22 protein-coding genes are annotated in these 24,490 nt (G+C 53.3%); 4 read left to right on the top strand and 18 right to left on the bottom strand.

Annotated elements, in window-relative coordinates; translation table 11 throughout:
• Positions 1-278: 278 nt before the first annotated feature.
• Genes hemG through pepQ form a run of 4 tightly spaced genes read right to left on the bottom strand, consistent with a single transcriptional unit; the run spans position 279 to position 4,271 of the window.
• The gene (hemG, locus tag KQJ19_RS04090) at positions 279-824 is read right to left on the bottom strand and encodes a menaquinone-dependent protoporphyrinogen IX dehydrogenase (RefSeq protein WP_101701061.1); all 546 of its coding nucleotides are present in this window, start codon (positions 822-824) and stop codon (positions 279-281) included.
• A gap of 11 nt (positions 825-835) precedes the next feature.
• The gene (gene trkH, locus KQJ19_RS04085) at positions 836-2,287 is read right to left on the bottom strand and encodes a Trk system potassium transporter TrkH (RefSeq protein WP_003017848.1); all 1,452 of its coding nucleotides are present in this window, start codon (positions 2,285-2,287) and stop codon (positions 836-838) included.
• A 38-nt stretch (positions 2,288-2,325) separates the two neighbouring features.
• Positions 2,326-2,940, bottom strand: a complete 615-nt coding sequence (locus KQJ19_RS04080; RefSeq protein WP_115191171.1) for an IMPACT family protein — start codon at positions 2,938-2,940, stop codon at positions 2,326-2,328.
• Positions 2,940-4,271: a Xaa-Pro dipeptidase gene (gene pepQ, locus KQJ19_RS04075; protein ID WP_016155150.1), complete on the bottom strand. Its 1,332-nt coding sequence runs from the start codon at positions 4,269-4,271 to the stop codon at positions 2,940-2,942. The genes KQJ19_RS04080 and pepQ overlap by 1 nt, the downstream gene beginning before the upstream one ends.
• A 189-nt stretch (positions 4,272-4,460) precedes the next feature.
• Here pepQ and fadB point away from each other — a divergent pair, with 189 nt between their 5' ends.
• Positions 4,461-6,650, top strand: coding sequence for a fatty acid oxidation complex subunit alpha FadB (gene fadB, locus KQJ19_RS04070; protein WP_131347287.1), 2,190 nt, complete (start codon positions 4,461-4,463; stop codon positions 6,648-6,650).
• Positions 6,651-6,659: 9 nt separating this feature from the next.
• On the top strand, positions 6,660-7,823 hold the full coding sequence (gene fadA / locus KQJ19_RS04065; RefSeq protein WP_016155148.1) for an acetyl-CoA C-acyltransferase FadA: 1,164 nt from the start codon (positions 6,660-6,662) through the stop codon (positions 7,821-7,823).
• A gap of 213 nt (positions 7,824-8,036) precedes the next feature.
• On the opposite strand, the gene KQJ19_RS04060 is transcribed toward fadA, so the two are convergent.
• The 4 genes from KQJ19_RS04060 to ubiD all read right to left on the bottom strand — a co-directional run bounded on the left by KQJ19_RS04060 (position 8,037) and on the right by ubiD (position 12,408).
• On the bottom strand, positions 8,037-9,017 hold the full coding sequence (locus KQJ19_RS04060) for a LacI family DNA-binding transcriptional regulator (protein WP_016155147.1): 981 nt from the start codon (positions 9,015-9,017) through the stop codon (positions 8,037-8,039).
• A 7-nt stretch (positions 9,018-9,024) separates the two neighbouring features.
• Positions 9,025-9,939 (bottom strand): ROK family protein, encoded by a 915-nt coding sequence (locus KQJ19_RS04055; RefSeq protein ID WP_216403361.1) that lies wholly within the window; start codon positions 9,937-9,939, stop codon positions 9,025-9,027.
• A gap of 233 nt (positions 9,940-10,172) precedes the next feature.
• Positions 10,173-10,874, bottom strand: a complete 702-nt coding sequence (gene fre / locus KQJ19_RS04050; protein ID WP_003828903.1) for an NAD(P)H-flavin reductase — start codon at positions 10,872-10,874, stop codon at positions 10,173-10,175.
• Between the two features lie 40 nt (positions 10,875-10,914).
• Complete coding sequence (gene ubiD, locus KQJ19_RS04045; RefSeq protein ID WP_016155145.1) at positions 10,915-12,408, bottom strand: 4-hydroxy-3-polyprenylbenzoate decarboxylase; 1,494 nt, start codon at positions 12,406-12,408, stop codon at positions 10,915-10,917.
• Between the two features lie 204 nt (positions 12,409-12,612).
• Between ubiD and rfaH the strand changes: the two genes are divergently transcribed.
• Positions 12,613-13,101, top strand: a complete 489-nt coding sequence (gene rfaH, locus KQJ19_RS04040) for a transcription/translation regulatory transformer protein RfaH (RefSeq protein ID WP_047358740.1) — start codon at positions 12,613-12,615, stop codon at positions 13,099-13,101.
• Positions 13,102-13,106: 5 nt separating this feature from the next.
• On the opposite strand, the gene tatD is transcribed toward rfaH, so the two are convergent.
• From tatD to udp, 9 genes are all read right to left on the bottom strand, one after another.
• Positions 13,107-13,889: a 3'-5' ssDNA/RNA exonuclease TatD gene (tatD, locus tag KQJ19_RS04035; RefSeq protein WP_046274894.1), complete on the bottom strand. Its 783-nt coding sequence runs from the start codon at positions 13,887-13,889 to the stop codon at positions 13,107-13,109.
• 41 nt (positions 13,890-13,930) lie between these two features.
• On the bottom strand, positions 13,931-14,722 hold the full coding sequence (gene tatC / locus KQJ19_RS04030; protein WP_016155142.1) for a Sec-independent protein translocase subunit TatC: 792 nt from the start codon (positions 14,720-14,722) through the stop codon (positions 13,931-13,933).
• Between the two features lie 2 nt (positions 14,723-14,724).
• Complete coding sequence (tatB, locus tag KQJ19_RS04025; protein ID WP_016155141.1) at positions 14,725-15,273, bottom strand: Sec-independent protein translocase protein TatB; 549 nt, start codon at positions 15,271-15,273, stop codon at positions 14,725-14,727.
• 3 nt (positions 15,274-15,276) lie between these two features.
• Positions 15,277-15,531 carry a Sec-independent protein translocase subunit TatA gene (tatA, locus tag KQJ19_RS04020; protein ID WP_003017888.1) on the bottom strand — a complete coding sequence of 85 codons (255 nt, stop codon included), beginning with the start codon at positions 15,529-15,531 and terminating at the stop codon, positions 15,277-15,279.
• A gap of 78 nt (positions 15,532-15,609) precedes the next feature.
• Entirely contained in the window at positions 15,610-17,250 is a 1,641-nt protein-coding gene (gene ubiB, locus KQJ19_RS04015) for a ubiquinone biosynthesis regulatory protein kinase UbiB (protein ID WP_016155140.1), read from the bottom strand.
• Complete coding sequence (gene ubiJ, locus KQJ19_RS04010) at positions 17,247-17,852, bottom strand: ubiquinone biosynthesis protein UbiJ (protein WP_016155139.1); 606 nt, start codon at positions 17,850-17,852, stop codon at positions 17,247-17,249. Before ubiJ ends, ubiB begins: the two co-directional genes overlap by 4 nt.
• Before the next feature lie 13 nt (positions 17,853-17,865).
• Positions 17,866-18,621 carry a bifunctional demethylmenaquinone methyltransferase/2-methoxy-6-polyprenyl-1,4-benzoquinol methylase UbiE gene (gene ubiE / locus KQJ19_RS04005; RefSeq protein ID WP_003017897.1) on the bottom strand — a complete coding sequence of 252 codons (756 nt, stop codon included), beginning with the start codon at positions 18,619-18,621 and terminating at the stop codon, positions 17,866-17,868.
• A gap of 94 nt (positions 18,622-18,715) precedes the next feature.
• A complete protein-coding gene (rmuC, locus tag KQJ19_RS04000; RefSeq protein WP_019078423.1) occupies positions 18,716-20,146 on the bottom strand; it encodes a DNA recombination protein RmuC in 1,431 nt (476 codons plus the stop codon).
• Positions 20,147-20,286: 140 nt separating this feature from the next.
• Positions 20,287-21,048, bottom strand: a complete 762-nt coding sequence (gene udp / locus KQJ19_RS03995) for a uridine phosphorylase (protein WP_006686084.1) — start codon at positions 21,046-21,048, stop codon at positions 20,287-20,289.
• A 265-nt stretch (positions 21,049-21,313) separates the two neighbouring features.
• On the opposite strand from udp, the gene KQJ19_RS03990 reads away from it, so the two are divergent.
• Positions 21,314-22,120 carry a dienelactone hydrolase family protein gene (locus KQJ19_RS03990; RefSeq protein ID WP_181221000.1) on the top strand — a complete coding sequence of 269 codons (807 nt, stop codon included), beginning with the start codon at positions 21,314-21,316 and terminating at the stop codon, positions 22,118-22,120.
• A 102-nt stretch (positions 22,121-22,222) separates the two neighbouring features.
• Here KQJ19_RS03990 and metE read toward each other — a convergent pair whose 3' ends face one another.
• On the bottom strand, positions 22,223-24,484 hold the full coding sequence (gene metE / locus KQJ19_RS03985) for a 5-methyltetrahydropteroyltriglutamate--homocysteine S-methyltransferase (RefSeq protein ID WP_131380406.1): 2,262 nt from the start codon (positions 24,482-24,484) through the stop codon (positions 22,223-22,225).
• Between the last annotated feature and the right edge of the window lie 6 nt (positions 24,485-24,490).

Below are 24,490 nucleotides of genomic sequence, written 5' to 3'. Positions count from 1 at the left end.
CTTCGAGTGCCCACACAGATTGTCTGATAAATTGTTAAAGAGCAGTTGCGACGCGCTTTAGCGCTCTGTCGCGAGGTCCCGTATATTACGTTTTCCTCATTCAGAGTCAAGCATTTATTTTTGCTTTTCTCTGCGAGATTCGCAGTGGAACCCCGCTGACCCGGCGGTTTGTAATCCGTTGTTCCGTGTCAGTGGAGGCGCATTATAGGGAGTTATTTCAGGCTGACAAGGGGAAATTTAAAATAATCTTCCGAGTGCGTATTTTTTATTCTTTGTGCTTATTTTGACAACGTTTTGTGGGTTAATTGGGCGATTTCCCGCGCGAAACCCGCGACCTGTTCCCAATCGGTATACACCACTTCTTTATTGGTATCTGTTTCACCGCCTGACATCTTCATTATCAGTTGGATCATAACGCGGTCATACCAGCGATAGCGGGGATACAGCAAAGCGCCAGCAATAACCGCACTGCGATCAGGCCGCCACGGCGAACTCATCAGGAACTTACGCGCATAGCTGTTAGTTTGCGGCGTGCGTTTCTCCGGTTTACGGGCAACCAGGTTTACGGAGTAGAAGGCACTCGGCATCGCGTTCAGCCGCGTGGCATGCTTTTTCACAAACTCCTGAAAAGCTGCATGGTAATGACCATAGCGAATCGAGGCGCCAATCACCACGCTGTCATAATTTTGCCAGTCAGGCTCCGCGGTACGATGCAAATTAACGACATCCGCCCAAACGCCCAGCTCTTTGAGTTCAGAAGCCAGATACTCGGCGATTTCACGCGTTTGTCCGTCCCGGGAAGAAAAAAGAATCAGTGTTTTCACGTGTTACTCCATTATTCACGCCAGAAAGTAGGGGTAAAGAGTACCAGCAGGGTAAAGACCTCCAGACGACCAAACAGCATATTGGCAATCAGGATCCACTTCGCCACGGGGTTCATACTGGCAAAGTTGTCGGCGACAACCCCCAGCCCTGGCCCCAGGTTATTCAGCGTCGCCACAACAGAGGCAAACGCGGAGAAGTCATCAACACCGGTCGCAATAATCGCCAGCATACTGATAATAAAGACCAGCGCATAGGCAGAGAAGAATCCCCAAACAGCTTCAAGGATTCGCTCCGGCAAAGCACGGTTACCCAGCTTGATACTGTAAACCGCATTCGGGTGGACCAGTCGTTTCAATTCGCGGTTACCCTGCTTAAACAGCAACAGGATTCGAATCACCTTCAAGCCACCGCCCGTCGACCCAGCACAGCCGCCAATAAAAGCAGAACACAGCAACAGCACCGGCAGGAACAGCGGCCAGCGGGCAATACTGTCCGTAGTAAATCCGGCGGTCGTCGCCATTGATACCACCTGAAAAAAAGCCTGGTTGATGGTCGTGAGTGCCGAACCGTAGGTATTGTGTATCCACAGCACCAGCGTACAGACAGCCACCAGCGTCAGCTGCACCCCAATGAACATGCGGAATTCTGGATCGCGCCAGTAGACCTTCAGGCTGCGACCGCTGAGTAAAGAGAAGTGCAGACCATAGTTACAACCAGAGATCAGCAAGAAGATAGCAATAATGGTGTTAATCGTGGGACTGTCGAAATACCCCACGCTGGCATCGTGTGTGGAAAAGCCGCCGATGGCTATCGTAGCAAAACTGTGCCCAATAGCGTCAAACGCGGGCATCCCGGCAAACCATAGCGCCAGCGCACACGCCACCGTCAGTAATACATAGATAAGCCACAGCGTTTTCGCCGTTTCGGCAATACGCGGACGCATTTTGTTATCTTTCAGCGGGCCCGGCATTTCTGCCCGGTAGAGCTGCATCCCACCGACGCCAAGAATAGGCAGAATAGCCACCGCCAGCACGATGATCCCCATCCCGCCGAACCATTGCAGCATCTGTCGATAAAAGAGGATAGCGTGTGGCAATGAATCCAGCCCCACCAGCGTTGTCGCCCCCGTGGTGGTTAATCCGGAGAAGGATTCAAAAAAAGCGTCAGTTATCGTGAGGTTAGGGCTTTCCGCAAAGATGAACGGTAGCGCACCCACGCTACCCAGCACGGTCCAGAACAAAACGACAATCAGAAACCCTTCGCGCGATTTCAGCTCGCCCTTCTCTTTACGGTTTGGCCACCACAGCATGGAGCCGATTGCCAGAGCAACGAAGAAAGTTTGGGTAAACGCACGCCCTGCCCCATCGCGGTAGATGAGCGCTACCAGTCCGGGGATAATCATTGTCCCCGAGAATAAGATGACCAGTAGTCCAACGATTCGGGTGATGGCGCGAAAATGCATCTCTGCCGCTTCCTTAGTTCTTTAAAATGAGGTGGGGATTATTCTTCAATCGCTAACAATTGCAATGAACCACGACTAAAATCCGCCAGTTTTGCCGAAAATTCATCCACTTTGGCATAAGGAAGCGCCACCCTGAGCCGAACAAAAGCCTGGTAATCACTGGCAACAACTTTACCGTCAAACTGCCCCAGCAAAGCTTCAATGCCTGCCAGCTGACCGTACTCACACTGCAAAGTATATTCGGTTAATGGCGTCTTGCGCTGCGTCGTTAACTGACGCAACGCCTGATTCACGCCGCCACCGTAGGCTTTCACTAGCCCACCCGTACCCAGAAGGATACCGCCGTAGTAGCGCACCACCACCGCGGTAATCTCACCGATGCCACTCCCCATCAGCTGCGCGAGCATCGGTTTGCCTGCCGTACCAGCCGGTTCGCCATCGTCTGAAAATCCCAGTTGCTGCGAGTCATTGGGCGCGCCCGCCACCCACGCCACACAATGGTGGCGGGCGTCCGGGTGTTCCATTTTGACTGACTCAACAAACGCTTTCGCCGCTTCTACGCCGTCCGTATGGGCGAGCAGCGTAATGAAGCGGCTTTTTTTGATCTCTTCAACGACGCAAACCGGCGCCGCAGGGATTAACCAACTGTCCATTACGCCAGTTTTAAATCCCGTGTCATGTTTTCGATATTGTTCTCGTGGACCACCACGTTGTCTTCAATTCGAATACCGCCGAACGGTTTCAGAGCTTCAATTTTCTGCCAGTTGAAGTGTTTGCTGAACTGCCCTTCACGCCACGGCGCCAGCAGCGATTCAATGAAGTAGATGCCCGGTTCGATGGTCAGGACCATGCCCGGTTGCAGCACGCGGGTGCAACGCAGGTAAGGATACTTCGACGGCGCGGCCAGATGAGTACCGCTGTCATCTTGCATGAAGCCAGCGACATCGTGTACCTGCAGGCCCAGCGGGTGACCAATGCCATGCGGCATAAACGGCCCGGTAAGATCGTTTTCCACCATCGCCTCTTCACTCATATCGGTGATGATTTGATGCTTACGCAGCAGCTTCGCGATGCGCTGATGGAACTGAATGTGATAATCCACGTAGCTGGTGCCCGCTTTCATAGTGGCAATCAGCGCCAGTTGCTCGTCATTCACATCCTTCACCAGATGCGCATAGTCGTTGTCGCTTTTCGCCGACCACGTACGCGTCAGGTCTGCTGCATAGCCGTTGTATTCCGCACCGGCGTCCAGTAGGAAACTGCGGATTTCAGACGGAGCCTGATGATCCAGTCTGGTGTAATGCAGAACCGAAGCATGCTCGTTAAGCGCCACGATGTTGCTGTACGGCACGTCGGTGTCGCGATGACCGGTAGCAGTCAGGTAAGCGAGGTTGATGTCAAACTCGCTCATCCCGGAACGGAACGCTTCTTCCGCGGCACGGTGTCCATTCACCGCCATTTTCTGTGCTTCGCGCATACAGGCCAGTTCGTAATCTGTTTTGTAAGCACGATAATAATGCAGGTAGTCGATAACCCCTTTCGGGTTGATATTGCTGGCCGCGATGTCCAGCTGCAGCGCGCGTTCCGGAACCGGACCGATGTAACCGATATTGCCGCGAGCAGCAGGCAGCTGGCTACCGATACCATCAGCTTTTGGCAGCGCGATGATCTCAATTTCTTCCGTCCAGAAGGAGGTCGGCAGCGGCTCAACGTTGTGCCAGTAATCGACCGGCAGGTAGAACCACAATTTCGGCTTATTCACGCCATCCACCAGCAACCAGCAGTTAGGAACCTGCGTTACAGGCACCCAGGCTTTGAATTGCGGATTGACCTTAAACGGATAGGGATGATCGTCGAGAAAGACGTTAACAAGTTCTCCTGAGTGAATAAGTAACGCATCCAGCTTGAAGCGCTCCAGCGCGTCGCGCGTCCGTTCTTGTAGGGTAACGATATGATTTTTATAGAGTGCGGCCAGTGATTCCATTTTCTATCCTTCTGTTTTTTTGACCTCAAGTGTCCGCATCTTAGCACATCGTTTTGCGAGTGCGTGATTTCTGCCGAGCGTGATCAAATCGTCATTTCTTTAATCATTCATTTGCATTTTATTAACATAAAACACACACTTCGATTCATCTGGTATGACCAGATCACCTTGCGGATTCAGGAGACTGACATGCTTTACAAAGGCGACACCCTGTACCTCGACTGGCTGGAAGATGGCATCGCCGAACTGGTGTTCGATGCCCCAGGCTCAGTCAATAAACTCGACACGGCCACCGTTGCCAGCCTGGGCCATGCGCTTGACGTGCTGGAAAAACAACCGAATTTAAAAGGGCTGCTGCTGCGTTCTAACAAAGCAGCCTTTATTGTTGGTGCCGACATCACCGAATTCCTTTCACTGTTCCTCGTGCCTGAAGAGCAACTGAGCCAGTGGCTGCATTTTGCCAACAGCGTGTTTAATCGCCTGGAAGATCTGCCTGTTCCGACTCTCTCAGCGGTTAACGGCTATGCGCTGGGCGGCGGCTGTGAGTGTGTCCTGGCGACCGATTATCGTCTGGCTACGCCGGACCTGCGCATCGGCCTGCCGGAAACCAAGCTGGGCATTATGCCAGGCTTTGGCGGCTCCGTACGTATGCCACGTATGCTGGGTGCGGACAGCGCGCTGGAAATTATTGCTGCGGGTAAAGATGTGGGTGCTGAGCAGGCGCTAAAAATCGGTCTGGTCGATGGCGTAGTGAAGCAAGACAAACTGCTTGATGGCGCGATCGCGGTATTACGTCAGGCGATTAACGGCGACCTCGACTGGAAAGCCAAACGTCAGCCGAAGCTGGAACCGTTGAAACTCAGCAAAATTGAAGCGGCAATGAGCTTTACCATCGCCAAAGGTATGGTGGCGCAGACGGCAGGTAAGCATTATCCCGCACCGATTACCGCGGTAAAAACCATTGAAGCAGCGGCCCGTTTTGGTCGTGAAGAAGCGCTGAATCTGGAAAATAAAAGCTTTGTTCCACTGGCGCACACCAATGAAGCCCGCGCACTGGTTGGAATTTTCCTTAACGATCAGTTCGTGAAAGCCAAAGCCAAAAAGCTCACCAAAAATGTTGAAGCGCCAAAGCAAGCGGCAGTGCTGGGCGCAGGCATTATGGGCGGCGGGATCGCTTACCAGTCGGCCTGGAAAGGCGTGCCGGTTGTCATGAAAGATATCAACGACAAATCATTAACGCTGGGCATGACCGAAGCGGCCAAGCTACTGAACAAACAGCTTGAGCGCGGCAAAATTGACGGTCTGAAAATGGCGGGCGTTATTTCCACCATTCATCCCACCCTCGACTATAGCGGTTTCGAGCGCGTGGACGTGGTAGTTGAAGCGGTCGTAGAAAACCCAAAAGTGAAAAAAGCGGTACTGGCGGAAACCGAAGATCAGGTTCGCCCGGACACTGTACTGGCTTCGAATACTTCCACCATCCCAATCAACGAACTGGCCAGCGCGCTTAAGCGTCCGGAAAACTTCTGTGGGATGCACTTCTTTAACCCGGTGCACCGTATGCCGCTGGTTGAGATCATTCGCGGCGAGAAAAGCTCGGATGAAACCATCGCTAAGGTTGTCGCCTGGGCAAGCCAGATGGGCAAAACGCCGATTGTGGTTAATGACTGCCCTGGTTTCTTCGTTAACCGCGTGCTGTTCCCCTATTTTGCCGGTTTCAGTCAGCTGCTGCGCGACGGGGCGGATTTCCGCAAAGTCGACAAAGTGATGGAAAAACAGTTTGGTTGGCCGATGGGCCCGGCTTATCTGCTGGACGTGGTAGGTATTGATACCGCGCACCACGCGCAGGCGGTGATGTCCGCAGGCTTCCCTCAGCGTATGCAGAAAGATTATCGCGATGCGATAGACGCCCTGTTTGATGCTAACCGTTTCGGGCAGAAAAACGGTCTCGGATTCTGGCGTTATAAAGAAGACAACAAGGGCAAACCGAAGAAAGAAGAAGATGCCACCGTTGACGCTCTGCTGGCAGAGGTCAGCCAGCCGAAACGCGACTTCAGCGATGAAGAGATTATCGCCCGCATGATGATCCCTATGGTCAACGAAGTAGTGCGTTGCCTGGAAGAAGGCATTATCGCCAGCCCGGCAGAAGCCGATATGGCGCTGGTGTATGGCCTGGGCTTCCCTCCGTTCCACGGCGGTGCGTTCCGCTGGCTGGATACGCTCGGCAGCGCGAAGTATCTTGATATGGCTCAGCAGTATCAGCACCTTGGTCCGCTGTATGAAGTTCCGGCCGGTCTGCGTGATAAAGCGCGCCATAACGAACCGTATTATCCCCAGGTTGAGCCAGCCCGCCCGGTTGGCAGCCTGAAAACGGCTTAAGGAGTCACAATGGAACAGGTTGTAATTGTTGATGCGATCCGTACCCCAATGGGCCGTTCGAAAGGGGGCGCGTTTCGGAACGTGCGGGCAGAAGATCTCTCTGCACATTTAATGCGTAGCCTGCTCGCGCGTAATCCGGCGCTGGAGCCAACCGCGCTTGATGACATTTACTGGGGCTGTGTGCAACAAACGCTGGAGCAGGGTTTCAATATCGCCCGTAATGCCGCGCTGTTGGCGGAAGTTCCGCACTCCGTTCCGGCCGTCACGGTCAATCGCCTGTGCGGTTCGTCCATGCAGGCGCTGCACGATGCGGCACGCATGATCATGACTGGTGATGCTCAGGCATGCCTGATTGGCGGCGTTGAGCATATGGGCCATGTGCCAATGAGCCACGGCGTTGATTTCCACCCGGGTATGAGCCGCAACGTGGCGAAAGCCGCAGGGATGATGGGCCTGACCGCGGAAATGCTCTCCCGCATGCACGGCATCAGCCGTGAAATGCAGGACGCTTTCGCCGCACGTTCACACGCTCGCGCCTGGGCTGCAACACAGTCTGGCGCTTTTAAAAACGAAATCATCCCGACCGGCGGTCATGATGCCGACGGCGTGCTGAAGCAGTTTAACTACGATGAGGTTATCCGTCCGGAAACGACCGTTGAAGCGCTCTCCACCCTGCGCCCGGCGTTCGATCCGGTTAACGGAACGGTGACTGCCGGTACCTCTTCTGCGCTCTCCGACGGCGCAGCAGCGATGCTGGTAATGAGCGAAAGCCGCGCCCGTCAACTGGGTCTGACGCCGCGTGCCCGTATTCGTTCGATGGCTGTTGTCGGCTGCGATCCGTCAATCATGGGTTACGGCCCGGTTCCGGCCTCAAAGCTGGCGCTAAAAAAAGCGGGACTCTCCACCAGCGACATCGGCTTGTTTGAGATGAACGAAGCCTTTGCCGCTCAGATCCTGCCGTGTATTAAAGATCTGGGGCTGATGGAGCAGATCGATGAGAAGATCAACCTCAATGGTGGGGCGATCGCCTTGGGTCACCCGCTGGGCTGTTCTGGGGCGCGTATCAGCACCACCCTGCTCAACCTGATGGAACGCAAAGACGTGCAGTTTGGTCTGGCGACGATGTGTATCGGGTTAGGTCAGGGTATCGCAACGGTATTTGAGCGAGTTTAATCAAAGCATGCCGGGGGCGCTTCGCTTGCCCGGCCTACGAAATGTTATCTCAAAGCCATTGGTGCCAGAACAAGGCGGCAAGCGAATGAATCCCGATGAGCTTACGTATAGTAAGTGATTCGGGTGAATGAGCGAAGCCAACACAGTTATGGTGCCAATGGCGAAGAGAGAAAGTTTAGTTGCCGTTCTTCCCGCCTGTCAGGGGCGGGTTTTTTATTTCCCTGAACTACCACGCACCACTAACTGCACCGGCAGCAGCAGATTCTCTTCCTGATTTTCTTCCAGCAGTAAACGCAGCGCTTCACGCCCCAGCTGTTTTTTATCAACCGCAATGGTAGTCAGCGGCGGATGTGACCAGGCCGCAGCATCGATATCATCAAACCCCACCAGCGCAAGATCTTCCGGGATACGTATACCCTGCTGCGCACACACCTGCTGAACAACCATCGCTGCCGCGTCGTTATAGGCAAAAATGGCATCGGGCGGCTCTGGCAGTCTGAGTAGCTCATTAACCGCATCCACCAGAGATTGCTCGGTATCCAGCAGCGGCGGCGCAACGACGTCATACTCTGGCGGCATTAGCAAACGGGCTTCATACAATGCCTGACGGTAGCCCTTTTCACGCTGACGGATGCTGTAGTGCGCGAGCGTACTGGCAAGAAAAGCAATGCGGCTGCGGCCTTGCGCAATCAGATGTTGCGTGGCCAGATAGCCGCCCAGAGTATTGTCAGGATTCACGCAAGGCAGTCCTGGCGCCCAGAGATCCACCAGCACCAGCGGCAATTTCATCTGTTGTAGCAGCCCAAGCAACTCAGGTTCAAAAAATCCCGCGCAGATCAGCGCATCAGGCTGGTGCAGCATCACCTGCTCACTCACTGCATCGCCTGGACCTATAGAGAGAAAGCTCAGCGCAACCCCCTTTTCGCGACACAGATCTTCTATCCCCAGCAGCAGTTGAGAGTAAAACGGTAAAGCCCGGCTGATATTGTGCTGGCGATGCAGTAAAAACAGGACACGTTTGATTTTATCTGCGCGCAGGCGTGAAAAATCATAACCCTGCTGCTGCGCCACTGAAATAATGCGCTGTCGGGTCTCTTCCCGCAGCCCCGGTTGCCCTTTTAGCGCGCGGGAAACAGCGCCAACCGAGACGCCACAAGCATCGGCAATGTCTCTGATACGTACAGGTTTCGTCATTTCACTCTCATGGATTTACTGTGGCTTGTTGCGCCCCCAGCCAGGCTGCGCCGCGTACGCCGCTGCTGTCGCCGTGGCGGGCCTGAACGATCGGTGTGCGGCACTGTTTACCAAACACGTACTGCGCCACTCGCGCCTGTAAGCCTGAGTACAGTAAATCGATATTGGATACCCCGCCCCCCAGCACGATAACATCGGGATCGAGCATATTTACCACACTCGCCAACGCGCGAGCCAGTTGATCGCAATAGCGTTCCCATAACAAACAGGCGTCTGCATCACCCGATGCTACCCGTTGCATAATTTGTGGCACACCCATATGTTGCGCGGTGTGATTCATATACTGGCGCTCCAGGCCACTACCGGAAATAAAGCTCTCAATACAGTTCAACTGTCCGCAATAGCATGTCACTTCAGCCCCGTCCCGAGATCCGTGGTAGCGCGGCAAGGCATTATGCCCCCACTCTCCGGCACAGGCGTTAGGGCCGGAGAGCAACCGGTTCTCGATGCACAGACCACCGCCGCATCCGGTACCGAGGATCACGCCAAATACCACGCTATGCCCACGCCCACTACCGTCCATCGCTTCTGACAGGGTAAAGCAGTTGGCATCATTAGTAACGGGCACTGGCATTCCTAATGCACGCTCGAGATCTTGCGCAAAGGCCTGCTGATTCAGCACCAGAATGTTGGAATTCTTAATCAAACCTTCGCTATCCACCGCACCTGGCACCCCGATGCCAACCGATAAAGGCTGATTAATGGCCTGCATAGCCCTGGCTATCATCTCCGTCACGGCCTGGAAAAAATCACCGTAACGCTGCTTTGGTGTCGCACATCGTTCGCGGTAAACAATTTCACCCGCGTTATCAATCACCACCACTTCGATTTTAGTCCCGCCGATATCCAGTCCGAGCCTCATGGTTTTTCCTCGTTTGCGTCTCACAATGTGATGCGGTTTAGCTTGCCTATTTTGTTTACTAAACACATGTAGAGCTGTCACAAAAACTCAATTTATGTTTGAGTGACGGACATATTATGTTTACTAAAAAATAATTATGATGAGAAAGAGAGGCAATGATGCCGGGCCTGCGCCCTGCTAGTTGGAAGACAGATGATTGATGGATGCGCCGGAAGGGCTCCGGCGCACAGCGCTTAAATGAACGCGAAAGCGTCGCCAAACAGGCGATCTTCACGCGCACTGCGTTCATTACAGAACAGATCGCGCGCGATTTTGGCCATTTCAAAACGACCGGCAATGTAGATATCGTGCTCAGCCAGGGTACCGTAATCCTGCAATACCGCCGTTAACACGGTTCCCGTACGACCACGCCAGCCGTCTTCTGGCTGTTCCACCACTGGCTCAACGCGCAGATTCGGGTGATTAACAGACAACGCTTCCAGTTCGGAGAGATCGTAGAGATGCTTCTCTTCGCGCCCACCCCAGTAAATGGTGATATCGCGGTTTGGATTACGCGCCAGCGCAGTAAGCAGAATGGAACGCACGTAAGAGAACCCTGTACCACCGGCAATCAGGATCAGCGGGCGCTCGTCTTCATCACGCAGCCAGGCTTCGCCATGCGGAATGTCGACCTTGATTTCCCGGTCTTTCAGAATGCGGTCCATCACAGCCATGGCATAAAGATTTAGCTCAGAGGCGCCAACGTGCAGCTCAATGAATCCTTGCTCGTCCGGCGTGGATGCCATGGAAAACGGACGCTTATCCCTTTCGTCCATCACGACCATTAAATACTGGCCAGCACGAAAGGAAAACGCCGCGTCTGGCACTAAACGAACGCGATATACGGTATCAGTGATAGCTTCTACCGAGGTCACTTTACAGCTTAAGGTTGTCATGCGCTCTCTCTGTCGGATCAATAGGCAAAACGATCGCGCCTCAGGCGCTTTTGCCGTCATTAAAGATGGCCAGTTCATCCCAAATTGCGTCAATACGCGCAGTTACTTCAGGATCTTTTTTAATCGGGCGTCCCCATTCGCGTTGGGTTTCGCCCGGCCATTTATTTGTGGCATCCAGCCCCATTTTTGAACCCAGGCCGGAAACCGGCGAGGCAAAGTCCAGGTAATCAATTGGCGTATTCTCTACCAGTACCGTATCCCGAGCCGGGTCCATACGGGTAGTAATTGCCCAAATCACATCATTCCAGTCGCGTGCATTGACATCATCATCGCAGACAATAACAAATTTGGTGTACATAAACTGGCGCAAAAACGACCAAACACCCATCATGACGCGTTTGGCATGACCAGCGTACTGTTTTTTCATCGTCACCACGGCCAGACGATATGAACAGCCTTCCGGAGGCAGGTAAAAATCGACGATTTCCGGGAACTGCTTTTGCAGAATAGGAACGAAAACTTCATTCAGCGCCACGCCAAGCACTGCGGGCTCATCAGGCGGACGCCCGGTATAAGTAGAGTGATAAATCGCCTCTTCACGCTGAGTAATGTGCGTGACGGTAAAGACCGGAAAGCTATCTACTTCGTTGTAGTAACCGGTATGATCGCCATACGGTCCTTCCGGGGCCAGCTCACCCGGTTCGATATACCCTTCCAGCACGATTTCAGCACTGGCGGGCACTTCCAGATCGTTGGAAATACATTTGACCACTTCGGTCTTGGTGCCACGTAACAGCCCGGCAAATGCGTACTCGGATAATGTATCAGGGACGGGCGTCACGGCCCCCAGAATGGTCGCAGGATCTGCCCCCAACGCCACCGAAACCGGGAAGCGTTCGCCAGGATGCGCCGCACACCACTCCTGGTAATCGAGTGCGCCGCCGCGGTGGGACAGCCAGCGCATAATGAGCTTGTTTTTGCCAATCAGCTGCTGGCGATAAATACCCAGATTCTGCCGCTCTTTATGTGGGCCACGCGTTACGGTTAGCCCCCAGGTAATCAGCGGTGCGGCATCTTCCGGCCAACAGGTCATAATCGGAATACGGTTTAAATCGACGTCATCACCGGAGTAGATTTTTTGCTGACAAGGCGCACCGCGCAACCGCTTAGTCGGCATGTTCAGCACCTGCTTAAACTGCGGCAGCTTATCAAACAGATCGCGGAATCCTTTCGGTGGCTCCGGCTCTTTCAAAAACGCCAACAGTTTACCGACTTCCCGTAGTGCCGAGACATCTTCCTGCCCCATCCCCATCGCAACACGCTTCGGTGTGCCAAACAGGTTACACAGCACCGGCATTGAATAGCCTTTAGGATTCTCAAACAGTAACGCAGGCCCGCCAGCACGTAGGGTGCGATCGGCAATTTCAGTAATTTCCAGGTGGGGATCCACCTCAAGCGAAATGCGTTTGAGCTCGCCCTGCTGTTCAAGCAGCGTCAGGAAGTCGCGTAAATCGTGATATTTCATGGCGTCCATTGTGGCCTCTTCGTAAGCGCTTCATTATACGGCGTTCATCATTGTGATGCTGTATTTTTGTTAAATTAGCGTGAACTCTGGCGATACATATAAGCCCTGGGAGTATATACCCGTTGGGTTTCAGCCTGCTTTGAGGCGGGTATAATTAACTTAACTCATGGCTTTTGCTATGCTAGCGCTCAGAACAAGCGAATAAGAGTTATTATGCAATCCTGGTATTTACTGTACTGCAAACGTGGGCAACTTCAGCGAGCCCAGGAACACCTGGAAAGACAGGCGGTGAACTGCCTGACGCCTATGATCACCCTGGAAAAAATGGTGCGCGGTAAACGTACCACAGTCAGTGAACCACTATTCCCTAATTACATGTTTGTCGAGTTCGACCCGGAAGTGATCCACACCACCACGATCAACGCCACCCGTGGTGTCAGCCATTTTGTTCGTTTTGGAGCGACACCTGCGACCGTTCCATCCCCCGTTATTCACCAGCTTTCTATCTACAAGCCTGAAGGTATTGTTGACCCGCAAACCCCTCAGCCTGGGGACAGCGTGATTATTACTGAAGGGGCGTTTGAGGGACTGAAAGCGATCTTCACCGAACCGGATGGCGAAGCGCGTTCCATGCTACTGCTTAACCTCTTGAATAAAGAGATTAAGCAGAGCGTGAAAAATACCGGTTTTCGAAAAATATAAGTCGTTTAGAAGGTCACTTCGAACAGCGTTCTGACGTTGGCATCAATGGTTGCTGACAGCCATTGAGGATCTTCCCCACGCCAGTGAGCAATTCGCTCAAGAATATGCGGCAGGTGCGCCGGTTCATTGCGACGTGACGTCGGTTTAGGCGTTAAGTCGCGAGGGAGTAGATAAGGTGCATCGGTTTCTATCAGCAGTCTTTCCACCGGAATAAACGGCAGCAGCTCCCGCAGTTCCATCCCCCGGCGTTCATCACAGACCCACCCGGTGATACCGATATAAAGCCCTCGGTCCACGCAGTCCTGCATCTCCTGGCGCGAACCGGTGAAACAGTGCAGCACCGCGCCTGGGAGGCTGTCCAGCCACGGCTCCAGCAACGTCAGAAAACGCTCATGCGCATCCCGACAATGCATGAAAATCGGCATCTGCAGTTCAGCAGCAATGCGCAGTTGCGCTTCAAAAGCACGTTCCTGCTCCTGCGGCGTGGAGAAATTGCGATTGAAATCCAGACCGCACTCACCAATAGCGACTACCTTCGATTGGTTTGCCAGCGCGATGATCTCGTCTTCCGTTGAGGATTGCCATTGGCTGCTGTCATGCGGGTGCACGCCAGCCGTGGACCAGCACTGCGGATAATGCTGCGCCAGCTTTAACGCCTGCTGGCTTTCGTGAAGGTTTGTTCCGGTCAGAAGCATACCGTTTACGCCCGCAGCAAAGGCGCGCGCCACGACCTCATCCCGGTCTTTCGCAAATTGTGAACTGGTTAAATTAACGCCAATATCAAACATGCTTCCTCCCATATGACAACCGCCCTGACGGGCGGTTGAATTTATTCTTCAGTTTTCTCGGTGGCTTCGGCTTCTTTTGCTTCTTCAGCCTCGTTGTCCTCATCTCTCGTACGTCGCTTACCGACATAGAAACGAGAGAAGAAAACTCCCACCTCGAACAGGCAGTACATCGGTATCGCCAACAACGTTTGCGAGAAGACATCTGGCGGAGTCAGTAGCATCCCGACGACAAAAGCCCCCACCACAACATAAGGACGTTTTTTGCGTAAATCATCTGGCGTCGTAATGCCCATCCAGCATAGCAGCACGATGGCGACAGGCACCTCAAAAGAGACACCGAAAGCCATAAATAGCGCCATTACAAAGCTGAGATAGCTGGCAATGTCCGTTGATACCTGCACGCCTTGCGGAGCCGTGTTGGCCAGAAAACCAAACGCTAACGGGAAGACAACAAAATAGGCGAATGCCATGCCGATGTAGAACAACAACGAACTGGAGACCAGCAGCGGAACAACCAGGCGGCGTTCATGTTTATACAACGCTGGCGCAATAAATGCCCACACCTGGTAGAGGATCACTGGCGCTGACAGGATCAGCGATACCATGAAGGTCAACTTGATTGGGGTAAAGAACGGCGAAGCCACATCGGTGGCGATCATCGTTGCACCCTGCGGCATCTGTTTAATCAACGGCGCCGCGACCATATGGTAAATGTCGTTGGCAAAGTAAACCAACGCCAGAAAGATCACGATTACCGCAATGATGCAGTTCAGGAGTCGCTTACGCAGCTCAATAAGATGCGTGATGAGCGGTTGGGTATCTTCTACAGCCATGTTTACGGTTTATCACTCGACGAGGGGGAGGATTCGGCAACAGGTGCGACAGCTTTCTTTTCTGCATCCATTAACGTAGCGGAAGTGTTTTCCGTTGGCTCTGGCGTTTTAGCACCCGTGGATTCCGGTTTTTGCTCCGGCGAACTGGCCTGGTTTTCAGCGGCAGCAGGGGTGACCCCTTCTCGCTGCGCTTCAGCTTCTTTCACCACCGGATTATGGATAGTGTGCGCTTCATCGCTCTCTTTCTCAGGATCGTGCACACTGTAAGAACGCTTCATCGACTCTGCCGCTTCACGCAGCTCATCCATTGAGGCTTTCAACTCCGGGGTCAGATTTGTCAGGCTCGCTTTCTCTACTTTCTTCAGGCTGTCCTGAAACTCCTGAAGCTTAAGCTCCTGGGTCAGTTCATTCTGAACAGTAGTTGCCAGGGAACGCAAAGCACGAACCCAGCCAGCAACCGTTTTTACCGCTACAGGTAAACGTTGCGGCCCCAGGACGATGAGGCCGATCACGAACACCAATAACAGTTCGCTAAAACCGATATCAAACACGGATTATACCTGCTCTTTATCTTGGCTTTTGGCGTCTTCTTTTTTCACTTCGCCCTGCTTATCGGTAATGGATTTAGCAGTAAAATCAGCGTCCTGGCTGGTTTTATCTTGCTTTGGCTCATCATCACCCATTGCTTTTTTGAAGCCTTTAATCGACGCGCCAAGATCGGAACCGATGGAGCCGAGTTTCTTGGTGCCAAATAGCAGTACAACGATGACGGCAATGATCAACAACTGCCAAATACTGATACCACCCATACATGTTCCTCTGTCATAGATGATGAATTAATAAGGCCGTAGTATACGTTACACGACCTGCCTAGGGCGATGAAAAATTCAGCGCATTTTGCGCCAGCCGATCAACCAGGCTAAGACGCCGCCGGCCATTAACCAGCCCGGCATAAGCCCCCACTCAGGACGGCTTACCAGCAGGAATGTTCCACTGAGCAACAATGTTGCACCAATGCCCAATAAATAACGGGATTGTCCCTGACGTACATGATTCGCGTGAAGCTCGCGGGCAATCTTATCAACACTGTGCTGTAAATATTTGCCCTGGCGCAAACTGTCATACACCAGTTCAGGTATTTCTGGCATTTTTTCGACCCAGAACGGTGCTTTTTCTTTAAATGCTCTAACAAGCGCCGGAATACCGACCTGATCTTTGATCCAGGATTCGAGGAAAGGCTTGGCCGTTTTCCACAAATCTAACTGCGGGTAGAGCTGTCGTCCGACACCTTCAACGTACAGCAGCGTCTTCTGTAGCAATACCAGTTGAGGCTGAACTTCCATATTGAATCGGCGCGCTGTGTTGAACAGATTTAACAGCACATGACCAAAGGAAATCTCTGCCAGCGGTTTTTCGAAAATCGGCTCGCATACGGTACGAATGGCAAATTCAAACTCTTCTACGTTGGTATCCGGCGGAACCCAGCCAGAATCCACATGCAGTTCAGCAACTTTGCGGTAGTCGCGGTTAAAAAACGCGATGAAGTTTTCAGCCAGATAACGCTTATCTTCTTTGTTTAAAGAACCCACAATCCCACAATCAATACCAATGTATTTCGGGTTTTCAGGATGCTCATAACTCACGAAAATGTTCCCAGGGTGCATATCCGCATGGAAAAAGCTGTCGCGGAATACCTGAGTAAAGAAGACCTGAACACCGCGTTCAGCCAGCAGCTTCATATTGGTGCCGTTCTTCTCAAGCGAGGTGACATCTGAAACGGGAATACCGTAAATGCGCTCCATCACCATCATGTTCTGACTGCAATAGTCAGAGTACACTTCCGGGATGTACAGCATTGGGCTGTCTTCAAAATTACGTCGCAGCTGAATCGCGTTCGCCGACTCGCGCAGCAGATTCAGCTCATCAATCAACGTTTTTTCATATTCACGGACCACTTCTGTTGGTCGCAGGCGGCGGCCGTCTGGCATCAGGCGAGGTACCCAACGAGCAAGGCGGTAGATCAGTTTTAAATCCGCTTTAATTACCGGCAGTATGTCCGGACGGATAACTTTGATCACCACCTCTTTCCCATTCGATTTCAGTCGCGCGGTGTGAACCTGAGCAATAGACGCGGATGCCAGCGGTGTGATCTCAAAATCATCAAACCATTCCTCGACGGGCAGCCCACCCATCGCCTCTTCGATTTGTTCTTTCGCTCTTTGCCCATCGAATGGGGCTACCCGATCCTGCAATAGCGCTAGCTGATCGGCGATGTGCGGAGGGAAAAGATCACGACGGGTAGAGAGCATTTGCCCGAACTTGATCCACACCGGGCCGAGCTCCTGTAAAGCCAGTCTCAGCCGTTCTCCCAGCGGTTTGTCTTTATGTCGGTTGGGCATCCAGAACAGCGTGTAACGCCACAGCCGGAGCGGCAGCGTGATACGCATTTTGGGGATGAGTTCATCAAGACCGTAGCTTAAAAAAGTGCGAATGATGAAATAAAGGCGCCGTACTTCACCTGGCGTCATTTGGCCTCCAGTTTTTCCAGCCGTTTGGCCAGAGATTCGACCGCACGCTCAACGGCTGCCGTTTCTTCTGCAAACCATGCAACCTCAAGCGGACCTGGAGCCATACGCCACTCTTCGGTGATCGCTTCGGCAACATAGCGCTGCTGGCGTTGAATGTTGTGGCACAGGAACTTCGCTCCACCACGTAAAACTTTGCTGACCCCTTCCGCGACGATATCGCCGGTATAAGGTGCTAACAGTTCTGCGGGATCAAACTCCGCCAGATCGGCCAACGCGACAAAATTCTGTACCACCTGGATATCGCCCTGAACCTCCAGCTCACCACTGCGGATAAGCGTGGTGAGTTGCTGCCGGTCGCGTAATTTCGGTAACACGCTGGCATGTGTGATTACGGTGCAATCGGCTTCGCCTTCCCATGCCCCCAGCACATCGACCTGGCGCTCACTAAACACCAGCACTAACGGTGTTGAAAATCCTTTGAGCTCAACACGCAGCACTTTGCCCTGTAAACGCGTTCTGGCTGACTTGAGCGCAGGAGAACGATACAGAAAGGTGTTAAGCAAATTTTCAACGCCGGCGGTCACTAAGGGTTTTAAAGGCATCCCCAATCTCCTGTCAGAACTTGTAACCACGATGCAGCGCCACGACACCTGCCGTCAGGTTGTAGTAATCAACGCTTTCGAACCCGGCATCTTGCATCATTGCTTTTAAGGTGTCCTGATCGGGATGCATGCGGATGGACTCCGCCAAATAGCGATAACTGTCTGCATCGCTTGCCACCATAGAACCAATGCGCGGCAAAACGTGGAAAGAGTATGCGTCGTAGGCTTTACTCAGCGGTTCGATAATCGGCTTGGAGAACTCCAGCACCAGTAGACGTCCGCCCGGCTTCAACACGCGATACATAGATCGTAATGCTTTGTCTTTATCCGTTACGTTGCGCAGACCGAAAGAGATGGTGATGCAGTCAAACGTGTTGTCTGGGAAAGGTAATGCTTCCGCATTCGCCTGAACGTACTCAACGTTACCCACGACGCCGATATTACGCAGCTTTTCGCGACCCATTTTGAGCATTGAGTCGTTGATATCCGCCAGCACAACTTTGCCAGTTTCGCCAACCATGCGAGAGAATTTCGCCGTCAGATCGCCCGTACCGCCCGCCAAATCGAGAACGGTTTGCCCGCGACGCACGCCACTGCAGTCAATGGTGAAGCGCTTCCACAAACGATGAATGCCAAATGACATTAAGTCATTCATAACGTCATATTTAGACGCCACAGAATGAAAAACGTGGGCCACCATGTCAGCTTTCTGCTCTTTAGCGACGGTCTGAAAGCCAAAGTGCGTCGTTTCTTGTGAATTATCCACCATCTCAGTGCCTGCTCATCCAAAAAATGTTCAAGAAGTGTAACAGATTGGGCCAATTTGCCCTACCCTTCTGCCCGGTTCAACTACCCCAAACGGACTAGTTTGATTGCTGGTTTACCGCTTCATCATCAGGGTAAGGTTCATCCTGCTGCGTTTCAGGAACCGAACGCAAGCGGTACTCTTCATCCTGCGTAGTGGCTTGTTCAGCCAGTTCAGGATTAATCTCGCGCTTAATTTCCACGCCTAAACTGCGAAACGCTTCTGCCTGTGACAGGACGTTTCCACGGCCTGAAGAGAGTTTTTTCATCGCCTGTCGGTAGTTATCCTGAGCTTTATCCAGGCTTTGGCCAATTGCCGACATATCATCCACAAACAAACGCATCTTGTCATAAAGTTTGCTGGCCCGATCGGCAATCTGTTGCGCATTACGACTCTGATGCTCGTAGCGCCACAAGTTGGCAATCGTGCGCAATGCCACCAACAACGTGGTAGGGCTAACCAGCATAATGTTATTTTTAAGGGCTTCGGTAATCAGTTCAGGCTGTCTATCGAGCGCCAGTAAAAAAGCAGGCTCAACGGGGATAAACATCAGCACATAGTCAAGTGTGCGCAGCCCAGGAAGCTGCTGATAGTCTTTGCGCCCCAGCAGACGGATATGGTTTCGTACCGAGGCGATGTGCTCCTGCAACGCGCTCTCGCGGGTGTATTCATCTTCAGCATTAAAATAGCGTTCATAGGCGACCAGCGTCATTTTCGCGTCGATCACCACATCTTTGCCCTGCGGTAACCGGACGATGACATCTGGCTGCATCCGCGAACGGGCATCGTTCTCAATGCTGACCTGGGTTTCGTATTCATAGCCTTCGCGCAGACCGGAAGCCTCAAGCACCCGCGTGAGTACGACCTCGCCCCAGTTGCCCTGCGTTTTGTTATCGCCTTTTAATGCCCGCGTCAGGTTTACCGCTTCCTGCGCCATCTGCGCGTTCAGTTGCTGCAGATTACGAATTTCGTGCGCCAGAGTATGGCGTTCTTGCGCCTCTTTACCAAAGCTATCCTGAACCTGGCGTCGAAAACCGTCCAGTTGTTCGCGAAGCGGTGTAAGCAGGCTGTTCAGGCTTTGGCGATTTTGCTCGTCTACACGACGGTTGCTGTGCTCGAAAATACGGTTCGCCAGATTTTCAAATTGTTCGCTCAGACGCTGTTCGCTGTTGATCATCTGGCGGATTTTATCTTCCGCATGCTGCTGCGTCGCTTCCAGTCGGGTAGTGACTTCACGAAGATCGGCTTCAAGAGAGGTGTTGATGCTGTGCAGGCTGCGCAATTCGTTATTGAGTAGTTCGCACTCATCGCGCCAGTGGGCTTCCTGTGAGAGCTGCTGGCGGGCGGCGCTTAGCGCAATATCCAGTTCGCGTCGTTCTTCGATGAGGTCGGCACGGATCCGATCGGCGTGCGCTTTTGTTGCTAGCCACCCCACCAGCAGCCCTGCGGCTAACGCCAGCACGGCACTCATCATAATTGAAATATCCACAACGCCCCCTTACAGCAACGACTTACCCGCACAAAATAGAATTTTGCTGTATAAACGTCCAGTTTAAAAGGAATTTCCTGCGAGGCACTACGCAAAATAAAAAGGCCGAACGCGTCGGCCTTTTTGAATAGACGGGAGAATTACAGTAAACGACGCGCAGCTTCCACCACGATTTTCACCGCGTGGCTTTCTGTTTGTTTCATCGTTTCCGCATTAGGGATCTCTTGCTGAGTACGGTTCACGATAACCCCCGCGACCATACCAGCACGCAGACCCTGGCTTGCGCACATGGTGAGCAGCGTAGCAGATTCCATTTCGTAGTTCATGACACCCATAGACTGCCACTCTTCCATTGAGCCTTTGAAACGGCTCACTACGCGACCAGAGAAGGTGTCATAACGCTCCTGGCCCGGATAGAAGGTATCAGAAGACGCGGTAACGCCTACGTGGGTGGTGGCGCCGATAGATTTCGCCGCTTCCACCAGCGCGGTGGTGCACTCGAAGTCCGCGACGGCCGGGAATTCCATTGGCGCGAAGTGCAGGCTTGCACCGTCCAGACGGACAGATGCTGTGGTGACCAGTACATCACCTACGTTGATATGTGGCTGAATGGCGCCAGTCGTACCGATACGCAGGAAGGTACGAATGCCCAGCTGTGCCAGTTCTTCTACGGCAATAGAGGTTGACGGACCGCCGATACCGGTAGAGCACACGATCACGGCTTTACCATCCAGCTCAGCACGCCAGGTAGTGAACTCGCGATGAGATGCCAGCTTAACCGGCTTATCCATCAGCGCGGCGATCTTTTCCACACGCTCCGGGTCGCCAGGGACGATAGCGAGCTGAGCCCCTTGTAAATCGTTCTTAGTGAGGCCGAGATGAAAAACATCAGACTTAGACATAAAAACTCCTCTGTGAATCGGTTTTGTCAGAAGAAGCAAAAACACACTTTACCGAAGGCATGAACATATTTTCGTGACAGTCATCACTATGATGTAAATCAATTGCATTCCATTACCATAAAATAGTGATTTGAATCACATAAATGATGCGATGTAAGGAAGCCCTGCACAAAAGATAGACCGTTTAAGGCAATGTGGTTCGTTGCATGTGTCTATAGTTAACAATGCGCTTTTTGGCTGAATATTTAAGGGTACGGAGAATACCATGACAACACGACAATCTGGCTTTGCACCTGCTGTATCTCCACCGACGTCTACCACGGTTCACACTCCGGATAACGCCATTATCGCCGGTGTAACGTCCATACCTTCACAAGGCGATGATATGCCAGCGTATCACGCACGACCAAAACAGTCCGATGGCCCGCTGCCTGTGGTCATTGTCGTGCAGGAGATTTTTGGCATTCATGAACACATTCGTGACGTTTGCCGCCGTCTGGCTCTGGAAGGGTATCTGGCTATCGCACCAGAGCTCTATTTTCGTGAAGGCGATCCCAATGACTTTGCCGATATCCCCACGTTGCTCAGCAGCCTTGTCGCCAAAGTGCCTGACTCTCAGGTATTGGCCGATCTGGATCACGTCGCCAGTTGGGCTTCTCGTAACGGAGGAGATGCCCACCAGTTGATGATCACCGGATTTTGCTGGGGTGGACGCATCACCTGGCTGTATGCAGCTCATAATCCGCAGTTAAAAGCGGCGGTAGCGTGGTATGGCAAACTGGTGGGCGATAAAACCCTCAACTCACCGAAACATCCTGTTGATATCGCGACCGATCTTAACGCCCCCGTTCTGGGACTTTATGGCGGCCAGGACACCAGTATTCCGCAAGATACAGTTGAAACAATGCGTCATGCGCTGCGTGCCGCCAATGCAAAAGCGGAAATCGTGGTCTATCCCGATGCCGGACATGCGTTTAACGCCGATTATCGTCCGAGCTATCACGAAGAGTCCGCGAAAGATGGCTGGCTGAGAATGCTGGAGTGGTTCACACAATACGGCGGGAAGAAATAAACGTTAATTGCCCGGCGGCGACTACACCTTACCAGGCCTACAACTCTTGCTATTTCCTGTAAGCCGGGTAAGCGCTTGCGCTTCCCGGCCACCGGCTCTGAATTACGCCTGACGCAGGTTCTGCGCGGCTTTGACCATGTTCGCCAGCGCGGCGCGGGTTTCCGGCCAGCCGCGCGTTTTCAGGCCGCAGTCCGGGTTGACCCACAGACGCTCGGCCGGAATACGCTGCTCGGCTTTCTTCAGCAGGGCTTCAATCCACTCCACGCTCGGGACGTTCGGCGAGTGAATATCGTATACGCCCGGCCCGATTTCGTTCGGATAGTCGAACTCTTCAAACGACTCCAGCAGCTCCATATCAGAGCGTGAAGTCTCAATGGTGATCACGTCCGCGTCCAGCGCCGCAATGGAGTCCATGATGTCGTTGAACTCGCAGTAACACATGTGGGTGTGGATCTGGGTTTCATCCTTCGCCACCGCCGCGTTAATGCGGAAGGCTTCCACGCCCCACTCCAGATACGCCGCCCAGTCGCTGCGGCGCAGTGGCAGACCTTCGCGCAGTGCCGGTTCGTCAATCTGGATGATGCCAATACCCGCCGCTTCCAGATCCGCTACCTCATCACGCAGCGCCAGCGCAATCTGCTTAGCGATGGTTTCACGCGTCACGTCTTCACGCGGGAATGACCAGCAGAGAATGGTCACCGGACCGGTCAACATGCCTTTTACCGGTTTGTCGGTCAGCGACTGGGCATACTTCGCCCACTCCACGGTGATCGCTTCCGGGCGGCTAACATCGCCAATGACCACCGGCGGCTTCACGCAGCGAGAGCCGTAGCTCTGCACCCAACCATTCTGGGTAAAGACGAATCCGTCCAGGTGCTCGCCAAAATATTCCACCATGTCGTTACGTTCGGCTTCACCGTGCACCAGCACGTCGAGCCCCAGACGTTCCTGTTCAACAATCGCCTGTTTGATATGTTCCGCGATACCGGTGCGGTAGTTACTTGCATCCAGGTTGCCCTTTTTGAAGTCCAGACGCAGGCCGCGAATTTCCGTGGTTTGCGGGAATGAGCCGATAGTGGTGGTCGGCCATGCCGGCAGATTAAAGCGGGCACGCTGCGCTTCGGCACGAACCGGGTAAGCGTTGGCACGTTGGCTGTCCTGGGCGGTGATCGCCGCCAGACGTTTTTCCACTGCGGCGTTGTGTACGCGGGTAGAGTGACGACGAGCCTGGATCGGTGCGCTCCACGCCACAATTGCCGCCGTATCACCGCTGTTCAACGCATCACGCAGCAGCGCCAGCTCGCCGCATTTTTGTAGGGCGAAGGCAAACCAGCTCTTCACTTCTGCATCAAGGCGGGTTTCCACGCTGAGATCGATTGGGCTGTGCAGCAAGGAGCAGGAAGAAGCTACCCACAGGTCTCGTTTCCCGACGATATCTTTAATTTGCGCGTATTTTTCGCTGAGATCGGCACGCCAGACGTTGCGACCGTTCACCAGCCCCGCTGACAGCAACCAGTCGGCAGGCAGACGCTTGTGCAACTCGGCCACATCATCTTTACCGTGCACGAAGTCAACGTGCAGCCCCTGCACCGGCAGCGCGGTAATGGTATCCAGGTTTGGCGTTACGCCTTCGAAGTAGGTGGTCAGTAGCAGCTTCACCTGACCCGTCAGCGCGTCATACGCCGGTTTGAAGGCGTTCAGCCAAACCTGAGGCAGCTCCAGCACCAGAGCCGGTTCATCAATCTGCACCCACTCAATACCGCGTTTCGCCAGCTCAGCCAGCACCTGCTGGTAAACCGGCAGAATATCGTTCAACAGACTCAGGCGGTCAAACTGTTCGCCCTTTACTTTCCCCAGCCACAGGTAAGTTACCGGTCCCAGCAGCACAGGTTTCACCTTGTGACCGAGCGCCAACGCTTCATCCACTTCATCCAGCAGTTGGGTCCAGGTCAGTTTGAACTGCTGACCTTTGGTGAACTCTGGCACCATGTAGTGATAGTTGGTGTTAAACCATTTGGTCATTTCTGCTGCCGCCGCGGGCTCCCCGGTTGGTGCGCGGCCACGGCCAATGCGGAATAAGGTATCGATATCGACCGAGCCGTCTTTATTTTGATGACGAGCCGGAACGTTGCCGAGCAGCAGGCTGGTGGTCAGCACGTGATCGTACCAGGCAAAATCGCCCACCGGCAGCAGGTCAACGCCCGCCTGCTTCTGCTGATCCCAGTGACGGGCACGCAGCTCGCGGCCAACGGTTAGCAAATCTTCACGGGAAGAATTTCCCGCCCAGTAGCTTTCTTGCGCTTTTTTCAGCTCGCGACGCAGGCCAACGCGAGGGAAACCGAGGGTGTGATTAAGTATTGTCATTTTTCT

It is taken from the genome of Citrobacter sp. S46_ASV_140, from assembly GCF_018919545.1.
Lineage (GTDB): Bacteria > Pseudomonadota > Gammaproteobacteria > Enterobacterales > Enterobacteriaceae > Citrobacter > Citrobacter braakii.
The sequence above is the reverse complement of the archived record's forward strand: the minus strand, read 5'-3'. Positions and strand labels throughout refer to the sequence as shown.

Coding starts and splice junctions, on each gene's coding strand:
- metE (WP_131380406.1), bottom strand. CDS start 24,484: ATGACAATACTTAATCACACCCTCGGTTTCCCTCGCGTTGGCCTGCGT.
- ubiE (WP_003017897.1), bottom strand. CDS start 18,621: ATGGTGGATAATTCACAAGAAACGACGCACTTTGGCTTTCAGACCGTC.
- KQJ19_RS04055 (WP_216403361.1), bottom strand. CDS start 9,939: ATGAGGCTCGGACTGGATATCGGCGGGACTAAAATCGAAGTGGTGGTG.
- fadA (WP_016155148.1), top strand. CDS start 6,660: ATGGAACAGGTTGTAATTGTTGATGCGATCCGTACCCCAATGGGCCGT.
- ubiD (WP_016155145.1), bottom strand. CDS start 12,408: ATGGACGCCATGAAATATCACGATTTACGCGACTTCCTGACGCTGCTT.
- tatA (WP_003017888.1), bottom strand. CDS start 15,531: ATGGGTGGTATCAGTATTTGGCAGTTGTTGATCATTGCCGTCATCGTT.
- tatC (WP_016155142.1), bottom strand. CDS start 14,722: ATGGCTGTAGAAGATACCCAACCGCTCATCACGCATCTTATTGAGCTG.
- ubiJ (WP_016155139.1), bottom strand. CDS start 17,852: ATGCCTTTAAAACCCTTAGTGACCGCCGGCGTTGAAAATTTGCTTAAC.
- fadB (WP_131347287.1), top strand. CDS start 4,461: ATGCTTTACAAAGGCGACACCCTGTACCTCGACTGGCTGGAAGATGGC.
- rfaH (WP_047358740.1), top strand. CDS start 12,613: ATGCAATCCTGGTATTTACTGTACTGCAAACGTGGGCAACTTCAGCGA.
- tatD (WP_046274894.1), bottom strand. CDS start 13,889: ATGTTTGATATTGGCGTTAATTTAACCAGTTCACAATTTGCGAAAGAC.
- KQJ19_RS04060 (WP_016155147.1), bottom strand. CDS start 9,017: ATGACGAAACCTGTACGTATCAGAGACATTGCCGATGCTTGTGGCGTC.
- KQJ19_RS04080 (WP_115191171.1), bottom strand. CDS start 2,940: ATGGACAGTTGGTTAATCCCTGCGGCGCCGGTTTGCGTCGTTGAAGAG.
- fre (WP_003828903.1), bottom strand. CDS start 10,874: ATGACAACCTTAAGCTGTAAAGTGACCTCGGTAGAAGCTATCACTGAT.
- KQJ19_RS03990 (WP_181221000.1), top strand. CDS start 21,314: ATGACAACACGACAATCTGGCTTTGCACCTGCTGTATCTCCACCGACG.
- ubiB (WP_016155140.1), bottom strand. CDS start 17,250: ATGACGCCAGGTGAAGTACGGCGCCTTTATTTCATCATTCGCACTTTT.
- udp (WP_006686084.1), bottom strand. CDS start 21,048: ATGTCTAAGTCTGATGTTTTTCATCTCGGCCTCACTAAGAACGATTTA.
- pepQ (WP_016155150.1), bottom strand. CDS start 4,271: ATGGAATCACTGGCCGCACTCTATAAAAATCATATCGTTACCCTACAA.
- trkH (WP_003017848.1), bottom strand. CDS start 2,287: ATGCATTTTCGCGCCATCACCCGAATCGTTGGACTACTGGTCATCTTA.